Source organism: uncultured Ligilactobacillus sp. (assembly GCF_948826705.1).
Taxonomy (GTDB): Bacteria; Bacillota; Bacilli; order Lactobacillales; family Lactobacillaceae; genus Ligilactobacillus.
The window spans coordinates 75699-87499 of record NZ_CAQLEL010000114.1 but is presented as its reverse complement, the minus strand read 5'-3'; the positions used below and the strand labels follow the sequence as shown (position 1 = coordinate 87499).

The 11801-nt window shown below is 41.3% G+C and carries 10 protein-coding genes; all 10 read left to right on the top strand.

The genetic code is table 11. The features are described 5' to 3' along the window. The first annotated feature begins 895 nt into the window (after positions 1 to 895). The 10 genes from purC (at position 896) to Q9Q35_RS08410 (ending at position 11736) form a co-directional block, all read left to right on the top strand. On the top strand, positions 896 to 1615 hold the full coding sequence (gene purC / locus Q9Q35_RS08455; protein ID WP_304652973.1) for a phosphoribosylaminoimidazolesuccinocarboxamide synthase: 720 nt from the start codon (positions 896 to 898) through the stop codon (positions 1613 to 1615). Continuing rightward, positions 1615 to 1863: a phosphoribosylformylglycinamidine synthase subunit PurS gene (gene purS, locus Q9Q35_RS08450; protein WP_304652972.1), complete on the top strand. Its 249-nt coding sequence runs from the start codon at positions 1615 to 1617 to the stop codon at positions 1861 to 1863. The genes purC and purS overlap by 1 nt, the downstream gene beginning before the upstream one ends. Further along, a complete protein-coding gene (gene purQ, locus Q9Q35_RS08445; RefSeq protein ID WP_304652971.1) occupies positions 1863 to 2546 on the top strand; it encodes a phosphoribosylformylglycinamidine synthase subunit PurQ in 684 nt (227 codons plus the stop codon). Before purS ends, purQ begins: the two co-directional genes overlap by 1 nt. Continuing rightward, complete coding sequence (purL, locus tag Q9Q35_RS08440; protein WP_304652970.1) at positions 2546 to 4771, top strand: phosphoribosylformylglycinamidine synthase subunit PurL; 2226 nt, start codon at positions 2546 to 2548, stop codon at positions 4769 to 4771. The genes purQ and purL overlap by 1 nt, the downstream gene beginning before the upstream one ends. Further along, positions 4747 to 6201, top strand: coding sequence for an amidophosphoribosyltransferase (gene purF, locus Q9Q35_RS08435; RefSeq protein ID WP_304652969.1), 1455 nt, complete (start codon positions 4747 to 4749; stop codon positions 6199 to 6201). The genes purL and purF overlap by 25 nt, the downstream gene beginning before the upstream one ends. Then, a complete protein-coding gene (gene purM / locus Q9Q35_RS08430; protein ID WP_304652968.1) occupies positions 6198 to 7238 on the top strand; it encodes a phosphoribosylformylglycinamidine cyclo-ligase in 1041 nt (346 codons plus the stop codon). The genes purF and purM overlap by 4 nt, the downstream gene beginning before the upstream one ends. Positions 7239 to 7249: 11 nt before the next feature. Further along, positions 7250 to 7828 carry a phosphoribosylglycinamide formyltransferase gene (purN, locus tag Q9Q35_RS08425; RefSeq protein ID WP_304652967.1) on the top strand — a complete coding sequence of 193 codons (579 nt, stop codon included), beginning with the start codon at positions 7250 to 7252 and terminating at the stop codon, positions 7826 to 7828. Positions 7829 to 7830: 2 nt separating this feature from the next. Then, positions 7831 to 9369, top strand: a complete 1539-nt coding sequence (gene purH, locus Q9Q35_RS08420; protein ID WP_304652966.1) for a bifunctional phosphoribosylaminoimidazolecarboxamide formyltransferase/IMP cyclohydrolase — start codon at positions 7831 to 7833, stop codon at positions 9367 to 9369. Between the two features lie 20 nt (positions 9370 to 9389). Further along, a complete protein-coding gene (gene purD, locus Q9Q35_RS08415; protein ID WP_304652965.1) occupies positions 9390 to 10685 on the top strand; it encodes a phosphoribosylamine--glycine ligase in 1296 nt (431 codons plus the stop codon). A gap of 163 nt (positions 10686 to 10848) precedes the next feature. Further along, positions 10849 to 11736, top strand: coding sequence for a LysR family transcriptional regulator (locus tag Q9Q35_RS08410; protein WP_304652964.1), 888 nt, complete (start codon positions 10849 to 10851; stop codon positions 11734 to 11736). Positions 11737 to 11801 lie beyond the last annotated feature (65 nt).

Genomic DNA, 11801 nt, shown 5'->3' with positions numbered 1-11801 from the left:
CTGATATTAGAACGAGTTAGTTCATTTAGTATAGCTAATTTTTGTTCTGCACTGTATTTTGATTTCCTAGACATATAAAATACCCTCCAAGTATAAGATGAATTTTCTATTTCATCTGTATACTTAGAGGGCATTATAGCCGTCCACAGGATCGAGGCTTTTTTATATTATATATGATTTTAGGTATATTAGTTATTTTTGTTTTATGGTTTATGGGATAACATCGGACCTAGGATACAATTGACAGGTCAAAAAAATGTTAGGAACCATCAAGTTAGGGGGTGAGTCAAATGATACCATTATTTTTAAGGACTTTTGATGTATTTTTGAATGTTTGTGGTAATTCGGTCTGCTAAGAAAAATATTTGATGTGGTTTTCGTGGTCGATACTTCTGAAAGTATGGAAGAAAGGTTATTGACGGCTAAATAAGGTATTACAGGTTTCATTGATGATATTGACAAAGCAATTTTAGGTCAAAAGATTCATGCTGACTTAGGAAGTTATAGTACTAAAGCTAGTAAGCGGGTCAATATAGATAAACTTTTAATTAATGGTGCAGATCAAAACTAGGTAGTGCTACATTACACAAGATAGATGAAATGCTTTAAGGAAGTGGCAACGATCTAAAGTGATGCATTTTGATAATGGATATAATTAGATCGTTCGATTGGTAAAGTTCGTGTTTTACGGTGTGTTTGTATCGGCGAACATATTTAATTTTGTTATTTTTGTATATTTAAGTTTATATTTTTAAAATTTTAACAATAAATATTCGGCATTTTTGTTGACGTGATAAAAGGAGTTTGTTATCTTATAGATGTGAATTGTCGAATTATATTTGTTGCATGTTGTTTGAAAGTTCGTTTTTAAAGTTAAAGGAGCAAAAATATAGCCATGGATGAAGTAATTTATACAGGAAAAGCAAAACAAATGTGGAGTACAGATGATCCAGAAGTCTTGCGAGTCGTTTATATGGATCAGGCAACTGCTTTGAATGGCAAGAAAAAAGATCAGATCAAAGGTAAAGGACAGATCAATAATGAGATCTCGACATTGGTCTTTGAATACTTGGCCAAGCAAGGGATCAAGACTCACTTCATCAAAAAGTTATCCCCGACAGAAGAATTGGTACATAAAGTTGAGATCATTCCACTCGAAGCGGTGACACGTAATCTAGCCACTGGTCACTTTGTCACACGCTTTGGAGTTAAAGATGGTCTGGTGTTTGAGACACCAGTTGAAGAAACATACTACAAAAGTGATGTTTTAGATGACCCTTTCATCAACGAATCACAGATTTTAGCCCTTGGCTTAGCGACCAAAGCCGAACTCACAGAGATCTGGGATCTTTCGCGAAAGACCAATCAATTGCTAACAGCATTATTTGCTAAAGCTGATCTGACTTTAGTGGACTTCAAACTTGAATTTGGTCGTTTGAGTGACGGAACTTTAGTCTTAGCAGATGAATTTTCACCTGATAATTGCCGGCTTTGGGACAAGAAAACTAAAGCCCATATGGACAAAGATGTTTATCGACAAGATCTAGGTGAATTGACCCCGGTTTATGAAGAAGTTTTAGCTCGCTTACAACAAGCTTTAGAGGAGGAAAAGTAATGACTGACGTAAGGATCTATGTGACTTATAAGGAATCCGTCTTTGATCCCCAAGGTGACACGATTAAACAAGCGATCCATGCATTAGGGCATGATGAAGTCAAAGATGTTAAAGTAGGTAAATTTTTTGATGTAACTCTTGATCCAAGTAAAAAAGGTATCGAAACCGCAGTTAAAGAAGTAGCTGAAGAATTACTGGTCAACTTCAATCTTGAAACTTATCGCTATGAGATCATGGAGGAAGCCTAATGAAGATCGCAGTCGTTGTTTTTCCAGGGTCCAATTGTGATATCGATCTCTACGAAGCTTTGCATACAGTTTTGGATGCAGATGTAGAGTATGTTTCGCATAAATGTGAAGATATGAGTGATTTTGATGCCGTGATGTTACCCGGTGGTTTTTCTTATGGAGATCACTTACGTTGTGGTGCGATCGCACGTTTTTCAAAGGTCATGCCTGAGATCATAAAAATGGCCAAAGCAGGTAAACCAGTCTTTGGAACTTGCAATGGTTTCCAGATCTTGACTGAAGCCGGTTTGTTGCCAGGCGCATTGAAACAAAATAATAGTTTGAAATTTGTTTGTAAGACAGTACCTTTAAGAGTCGAAAACACTAAAACACCATTTACACACCAATATCAGCAAGGTGAAGTGATCAAGTTACCGATCGCACATGCTGATGGCAGTTACTTTGCTGATGAAGCTACTTTGTCTAAGCTTGAAGCTAATGGACAAGTTGTTTTCCGCTATGCTGGTGAAAATCCCAATGGTAGTTTGCATGATATTGCGGGGATCTGCAATAAGAAAGGAAATGTTTTGGGAATGATGCCACACCCAGAACGAGCAGTGGAAGCCTTATTAGGCAATGAAGATGGTTTACGCGTCTTTAAATCATTATTGGAAAATGGCACAGTTAAAATGGAGGAAAGCTAATGGCTGAAATGACACCAGAAGAGATCAAAACCAAAAAACCATATCTTGAATGGGGTTTGACGCAAAAAGAATACGATCATATCTGCAATGAATTGCTCCATCGCTTACCAAACTATACGGAAACGGGCTTGTTTTCGGTCATGTGGAGTGAGCATTGTTCTTATAAGAAGTCTAAGCCAGTTTTGCGCTTATTTCCTACCAAAAATGAACGTGTTTTACAAGGACCAGGGGAAGGTGCAGGGATCGTTGATATTGGTGATGGCTTAGCAGTAGTTTTTAAAGCTGAAAGTCACAATCATCCTTCCGCTGTTGAACCCTACGAAGGTGCGGCAACTGGGGTCGGCGGGATCTTACGCGATATTTTTAGCATGGGTGCGCGTCCCGTTGCCTCACTTGACTCATTACATTTTGGCGAATTGACAGATGCGCGGACCAAATACTTAGTCAATGGCGTCGTGGCAGGGATCGGCGGTTATGGTAACTGTATGGGGATCCCAACTGTTGGCGGTGAGATGACGTTTGATGAATGTTATCGTGGCAACTGTTTAGTTAATGCGATGAGTGTCGGTTTGATGGAACAAAAAGACATGCAAAAAGGACGTGCGGCTGGTGTTGGTAATGCGGTGATCTATGTTGGCGCTAAGACTGGTCGTGATGGGATCCACGGTGCGACTTTTGCCTCAAGTGATTTCAGTGATGAAAAAGAGACGCAACGTTCAGCTGTTCAGGTCGGCAATCCATTTATGGAAAAATTACTCATGGAAGCTTGTTTGAAATTGACCCATGACCATAAAGATTGGTTGGTCGGGATCCAAGATATGGGAGCAGCAGGGATCGCTTCGTCTTCTTGTGAGATGGCCTCAAAGGCGGATAGCGGATTAGTTTTAGAGTTAGATAGAGTACCGCAACGTGAAAGTGAAATGTCAGCTTATGAGATCATGTTATCTGAATCACAGGAACGGATGTTACTTTGTGTGCATAAGGGATATGAAGAAAAGGTCATCGAATTGTTCAAAGATTTTGATCTTGAAGCAGTTGTGATCGGGCGTGTAACAGATGATGGTCAATATCTTTTGAAACATCATGGTCAAGTAGTCTGTGATATCCCGGTCAAAACGTTAACTGATGATGTTTTAGAAGAACCAAGCCAAGAAAAAGTACCCAAACGTTTGCTCGAAGCTAAAGAAATGTCACAGTGGATCCCAACAGTCACCGACCCTAAACAAACTTTACTCGAGTTATTACAACGACCAACGATCGCTTCAAAAGAAATGTTTACACAGACTTATGATTCACAAGTACGCACGAGTACAGTTTTAGGACCAGGAAGCGATGCTGGTGTGATCCGAGTTAGGAAAACTAATAAAGCCTTAGCGATGACAACAGATGGTAATGGACGTTTTATCTATTTAGATCCAAAGATCGGTGGGCAAATGGCAGTCGCTGAAGCCTGTGCAAACGTTATTTCTACTGGTGCTTTACCGCTAGCGATGACAGATTGTTTGAATTATGGTGATCCCAATGATCCTGAGATCTACTATGAATTACACCATTCTGTTGCGGGGATGGCACAAGCCTGTGAAATTTTTGATACGCCAGTTATCTCAGGTAACGTGTCTTTATATAACGAGACCAATGGTGAAGCGATCTACGGAACTCCGATGGTCGGTATGGTCGGGTTGGTCGAAGATGTTGAGCATATCATACCTTCGACTGTAAAAAATGCGGGCGATGCTTTGTATTTAGTTGGTACAAAGACAAAAGCTGACTTTTCAGGTAGTGAGATCCAAAAGATGCAGACTGGTAAGATCTTTGGGGCTCTAAATGAATTAGATCTGTCTAATTTGAATAAGGTAATGAAACAACTTTTAACAGCCATGAAAAATGGGTTGGTCACGAGCAGTCACGATGCTAGTGAAGGTGGTTTAGGTGTTTGTTTAGCTGAAACATTATTTAACAGTGAGCTGGGGGCTAAAGTAACGCTAAACTTGAGTAGTTCAGAATTCTTTAGTGAAACACCAGGTCGTTTTATCGTCAGTGTTCCTCAAAATAAGCGCACTGAATTTGAAAAAACTTTGGGGACAGCGCAAAGCTTTTTAGGTGAAGTGAATAGCGTGCCTGAGTTAGTCGTGACCTTAACTGATGCAGAATTTGAAGTTGAAGTAAGCGAAGCACAAAAATTATGGGAGGAAGCGATACCGTGCCTCATGAAATCAAAGGATTAAACGAAGAATGTGGTGTATTTGGTGTTTTTGATACTAAAAAGGCCAATCAACTGACGTATTTTGGCTTACACAGTCTACAACACCGCGGTCAAGAAGGTGCGGGGATCGTCTCAAGTGATGGTACTAAGCTCAAACAATTCAGAAATAAAGGGTTATTGGCTGAGGTCTTTTCCAATGAAGCTGATCTGGATAGTTTAGACGGGAGCGCTGCGATCGGTCATGTTCGCTATGCAACTAGCGGCAACGATTCGATCAACAATCTCCAGCCTTTTTTATTCAACTTCTATGATGATGAAGTTGCGTTGGCACATAATGGTAATTTGACCAATGCTAAAAGTCTTAGGCGTCAATTGGAAAAAGCGGGCTCAGTTTTTCACTCTAATTCTGATACCGAGATCTTGATCCATTTGATCAGGCAAAAGCGAGATCTGGATTTTATCGATGCCTTAAAAGCAAGCTTAAATGAGGTCAAGGGTGGTTTTGCATTTCTTTTGCTACAAAAGGATCGCTTGATCGCAGCTTTAGATCCTAATGGCTTTCGGCCGTTATGTATCGGACAACTTAAAAATAAAGCCTATGTCGTTGCAAGCGAGACTTGTGCTTTGGATATGATCGGCGCTAAATTCGTACGAGATGTCGAGCCAGGTGAATTGATCATTATCGATAAAGAGGGTCTGCATATCGATACTTATACTGACGACACTAAATTAGCAGTTTGTTCAATGGAATACATTTATTTTGCACGACCGGATTCGATCATCCACGGTGTCAATGTGCATACTGCTCGCAAACGGATGGGACGTCTATTAGCAAAAGAACAGCCAGTTGATGCTGATATCGTGATCGGCGTTCCCAATTCATCTTTATCAGCAGCTTCGGGCTTTGCCGAAGAAGTTGGATTACCATATGAAATGGGTTTGATCAAGAGTCAATATGTGGCTAGAACTTTTATCCAGCCGACCCAAGAGTTGCGTGAACGTGGTGTCAAATTAAAACTTTCGGCTGTTCGTGGGGTCGTTGAAGGGAAAAAAGTTGCGATCATCGATGATTCGATCGTTCGTGGAACGACTTCAAAGCAGATCGTTAAGCTTTTAAAAGAGGCGGGCGCTAAAGAAGTACATATGCGGATCGCTTCGCCCCCATTGCGCTTTCCATGTTTTTATGGGATCGATATTTCAACTAGAGCAGAATTGATCGCAGCTGATCACAGTGTGCAAGAGATCTGTGAGTTGATCGGTGCTGATTCACTGGGCTTTTTGAGTACAGAAAGTTTGATCAAGGCGATCGACATCCCCAGTGGTAGAAAGATTGAAAATGGTGGCCTGACAGTCGCTTACTTCGATGGTAAATATCCGACCCCACTGTATGATTATGAAGCTGATTATTTAGCCTCACTCAAGCAACAAGAAGAAAGGAATTTTTTGCGATGAGTCGTTATCAAGACGCTGGTGTTGACGTTAATGCTGGTTATGAAATGGTCAAAAAGATCAAACAAGATGTTGCTTCGACTACACGTTTAGGGATGCTAGGTAGTTTAGGAAGCTTTGGTGGAATGTTTGATCTGAGTGTTTTAGATTTGAAACATCCAGTTTTAGTTTCAGGAACTGATGGTGTAGGAACGAAATTGATGATCGCCCAAGCACTAGACAAGCATGACACGATCGGGATCGATTGCGTAGCGATGTGTGTCAATGATATTTTAGCTCAAGGGGCTGAACCGCTATATTTTTTAGATTATATCGCTACTGGAAAAAATGATCCAGCTAAGATGGCGCAGATCGTTTCCGGTGTGGCAGCAGGCTGTCGCCAAGCTGGGGCAGCTTTAGTCGGGGGCGAGACAGCCGAAATGCCTGATATGTACGCTCCAATTGAATATGATCTGGCTGGTTTTGCTGTCGGAGCGGTCGAAAAGAGTAAACTTTTGGATAAAAGCCATCCTAAGGCAGGGATGAAATTGATCGGTCTACCTTCAAGTGGTCTCCACTCTAATGGATTTTCGTTAGTTAGACAGATCTTATTCAAAGATCATCAGCTAGACTTGGACGATCGCCCAGCAGAACTTTTAGGTAAAAGTGTTGGTGAAGTATTATTAGAACCTACTCGGATCTATGTCAAAGCTGTTTTACCATTGATCAAACAAGGCTTGATAAGTGGTGTTAGTCATATCACAGGCGGTGGTCTGATCGAAAACTTACCGCGTATGTTTGAAGATGGATTGCAGGCACGATTGGATTATGCCTCATGGGATAAACCAGCGATCTTTGAGTATTTGAGAGATCTAGGTGAGCTAGAACAAGCTGATTGCTTGGAGACTTTCAACTTGGGTATCGGGTTAGTTTTAGCAGTTGCACCACAGAACGTTCAAGCGGTCAAAGACTTATTGCAGCAAGCTGCTGAACCGTTTTACGAGATCGGAGAGCTGGTAAAACGCCCTGAAAATGCAGCTAAGATCGAGATCAAGTTTTAAGGGGGGATTTGATGCGCGCCGCAATTTTTGCATCGGGCAGTGGTTCAAATTTTGAAGTTTTAGCCCAAAAATTTCAAGCTGGCGAATTCAAGGCCAAGCTGGTGCTATTATTTAGTGACCATCCAGACGCCTTGGTGGTCAAACGTGCCCAGAAATTAAAGATCCCCTACGAGACTTTTACTGTCAAAGAATACGGGGGCAAAGTTTTATATGAAAAACGTATTATGGAGATCTTGGAGAAGTATCGGATAGATTTTATCATTTTGGCAGGCTATATGCGTGTTTTAGGTGAAGAGATCGTCTTAGCCTATGATAAACGGATCGTTAATCTACACCCAGCGTATTTGCCTGAATACCAAGGGCTACATGCGATCGAACGGGCTTTTAGCGATCATCAGACGCAAGGTAAAAGTCAGACCGGTGTGACGATCCATTATGTCGATACTGGCTTAGATACGGGCCAAACGATCTTACAAAAGCATGTCCCGATCTATCCAGATGACACGTTAGAAACGCTCGAACAGCGGATCCACGCGTGTGAACATGAATTGTATCCTCAAGCACTAAAGCAGATATTTAAAGGAGAATAAGCGTGAAAAGAGCATTGATCAGTCTTTCAGATAAAAGTGGTATCGTTGAATTTGCCCAAGGATTAGTCGCAAATGATTTTGAGATCATTTCGACAGGTGGCACAAAAAAAATGTTAGAAGAAGCTGGGATCAAGACCTTGGCGGTAGAAGAAGTGACTAATTTTCCTGAGATTTTAGATGGTCGGGTCAAGACGTTGAACCCATATATCCACGGTGGACTTTTAGGAAGACGTGACTTACCAGAACATGTTGCAACAATGGAAAAATTAGCGATCAGACCGATCGATCTAGTATGTGTCAATTTATATCCCTTCAAAGAAACGATCACCGATCCTAGAAAGAATTTTGCAGATGCGATCGAAAATATCGATATCGGTGGTCCAAGTATGTTGCGTTCGGCCGCTAAAAATTTCAATGATGTGACTGTGGTCGTAGATAAAGCTGATTATGAGAAAATTTTAGAAGAATTGAACAATAAAGGCAATACGACTTTAGCAACACGCAAAAAATTGGCGGCTAAAGCTTTTGAACACACAGCAAGCTATGATGCGATGATCGCACATTACTTCGCTGATCAATTACATGAAGTTACACCAGAAAAGTTGACATTGACCTATGAATTAGGATCTGAAATGCGCTATGGTGAAAATTCTCATCAATCGGCTTGGTTCTATCGAGATACTTTACCTAAAAAATATGCGATCACTTCCGCTAAGCAATTAAATGGCAAGCAATTATCCTATAACAATATCAAGGATGCCGATGCTGCACTGCGGATCGCACGTGAATTTGAGAAGCCAACAGTGGTCGCTTTAAAACACATGAATCCATGTGGGATCGGACAAGCAGACAACTTGGAAAAGGCTTGGGATCTAGCTTATGCGGCCGATCCGATCTCGATCTTTGGTGGTATTATCGTGTTGAATCGGCCAGTCGATGTCAAAACGGCTGAAAAAATGCATAAGCTATTCTTGGAGATCATTATCGCACCTAGCTTTGAGCCCGCTGCCCTAGAAGTTTTAAAACAAAAGAAGAATCTACGTTTATTAGAGTTAGATTTTAGTGCTAAGGATGAGACGCCAGCCTTTGAAACAGTTTCTGTCATGGGAGGATTGTTGGTCCAAGAACAAGATATGACTTTAGAAGATCTCACTGATTGGACTGTTGTTACGAAAAAAGCACCAACTAAAGCACAAGAAAAAGCATTGTTGCTTGCTTTAAAGGCTGTCAAGCATACTAAATCTAATGCGATCGTAGTAGCTAATACTGAACGTACATTAGGGATCGGGGCTGGTCAACCTAATCGGATCGACTCGACCAAGATCGCAGTGGGACATGCTAAAGAATTTATCGACGATGAAACAGTTTTGGCCTCAGATGCCTTTTTCCCAATGGATGACTGTGTTGAATATGCGGCTAAAAATGGGATCAAGGCGATCATTCAACCGGGCGGATCGATCCGTGATGAAGATTCGATCAAAATGGCTGATAAGTATGGGATCGCAATGTTGACTACGGGCATCAGACACTTTAGACACTAAGAGGCGAGGGTGAAACGCAAATGAAAGATGATTTAAAGTTGTTAGTCGTTGGTTCTGGTGGACGTGAACATGCGATAGCTAAAAAATTATTAGCTAGTTCACATGTCAGTCAAGTTTATTGTGCTCCAGGTAATCCAGGGATGTCAGTGGATGGGATCATACCTGTTGCGATCTCTGAGCTTGATTTTTCGGCACTTAAAGGTTTTTGTTATGAAGAAGAGATCGCATGGACTTTTGTGGGACCCGAAAATGCATTAGTCGCTGGGATCGTGGATTCATTTGAAGCAGATGGTCTAAAGATCTTTGGTCCCACTAAGACAGCAGCTCAGTTGGAAGGTTCAAAAGACTTTGCGATGCGCTTTATGAATAAGTATGCTATTCCAACGGCAAGATTTGCTACCTTTTCTGATTCAGCTTCAGCTATTGAAGGGCTCGCAGAATTTAGTGAACCCGTCGTGATCAAAGCAGATGGGTTAGCAGCTGGAAAGGGGGTCGTGATCGCTCAAACAAAAGAACAGGCTAGAGAAGAGATCGCTTTGATGTTTAAAAAGGGGCAAAAGCGACTCGTGCTTTCGGAATTTTTGTCTGGGGCAGAATACTCACTCTTTGTTGTGGTGGGGCGTAAAGACTACCGGATACTCCCAATGGCTCAAGATCATAAGCGAGCTTTTGATTTTGATAAAGGTTTGAATACTGGAGGGATGGGGGCTTATAGTCCACTGCCACAATTGCCAGAAACAGATCATCAGCGGATGTTACGTGAAATTGTTGAACCAACGATCGCTGGCTTGCGGCAAGAGGAGTTTGATTACTGTGGGATCTTATATATCGGGTTGATCATGACTGAGCAAGGTCCTAAAGTCATTGAATATAATGTGCGTTTAGGCGATCCCGAGACGCAGGTCGTCTTACCAAAGATCACATCTGACTTTGCACAATTGATCGACTGTGCACTTAATGGTAACGCGTTGCCGGTGCTTAAAGTAACTGATAAAGCTTGCTTAGGCGTAGTCGTAGCGGCTGCTGGCTATCCTGGTGAGTATCTCAAAGGACAAGTTTTGCCCAAATTAAAAGCAACAGATGAGATCAAGATCGATTATGCTAATGTCAGTGAAAAGACAGAGCAGTTTGTGGGTAATGGTGGTCGTTTACTGTGTGTTTTAGCGCTAGAAGATAACCTTGGGCTGGCACAAGCGAAAGTATATAGTTATTTGGCTCAACATGAATTTGTGGATTGCTATTATCGGCATGATATCGGGGCTAAAGCCACAGGAAAGTTTGCTGGACCTGCTGGGAAACTCGAAAATTTGAGCTAGGATAAAGCGTGTGAGATAATTTTGGTCATCATGATGCATAGCGTTGTGGTGGCCTTTTGTTGTTTATTAGCTATGAAGGTCACTAAAAGCTTTTTTGACTTGTCTTATATTTTGAGAAATGGTATTTTTAGGGGGAAATAATTTGGACAAGGTAGGAAACTAGATGAGTAATTTTATGTATCAAGCATTCAGCGAGGTCGCTAAGCAAAAAGCTTTTGTAACGGCAGCTAAAGTATTGAATGTGACACCATCAGCGATCAGTCATTCGATCAATGGCCTAGAAAAAGAGTTGGGTTTTGCACTATTTTTCCGTAATCGCAATGGAGTTCAATTGACCTCTGCTGGGGAAAAGATTTTACCGATCGTCCGTGAACTATTGAATACCGAAGATAAGTTATTAGAAGAAGCCGCTCGGATCAACGGATTAGATCAGGGACGGTTGCGGATCGGGGCTTTCAGTAGTGTCTGTATCAATTGGCTCCCTGATATGATCAACACCTTCAAGAAGAATTATCCCGAGATCGAAGTTTCAGTTTGGCAGGGAAACTTTAATGAAGTTATCCAACAGATCAAATTAGGTGAGATCGATATTGGTTTTTCCGCCCTACCGATCAAAGAGAATCTGGAAGTTTTACCGTTGTATCGAGATGAGATCTACTGTGTTGCGCCTGAAGGATTTACGCCACAGGATAAAAAAGCCGTCGTGGCTAGTGATGTGGCGGATAAACCGTTTATTCTCCAAGAGATCGATTATGATCGTAATACTAAAGAAGCCTTGGATGATTATAATGTTTCAGTCAATTCGATCCGATACAGTATCGATGATGCCTCGATCATTGCAATGGTCGAATCAGGACTTGGTTTTGGGATCTTACCGGAATTAGCTCTACAAAAACTTTCAGGTAATGTCGTGCAGTATCCTTTTGCCAAGCGACATTTTCGGACAATTGCTCTAGTGACGCATAATAAAGCCCAGCAAACCCCTTCGACAAGGGCTTTTATCCGAGTTATTATGGACTATTTAACAGAGCGTTATGGTGGTTTAGTGTAGCGGATCACAGTAAGAATTGTTAAAATTTTTAAATAAAGTCAAATTTATGGACTAAGGTACTTGCA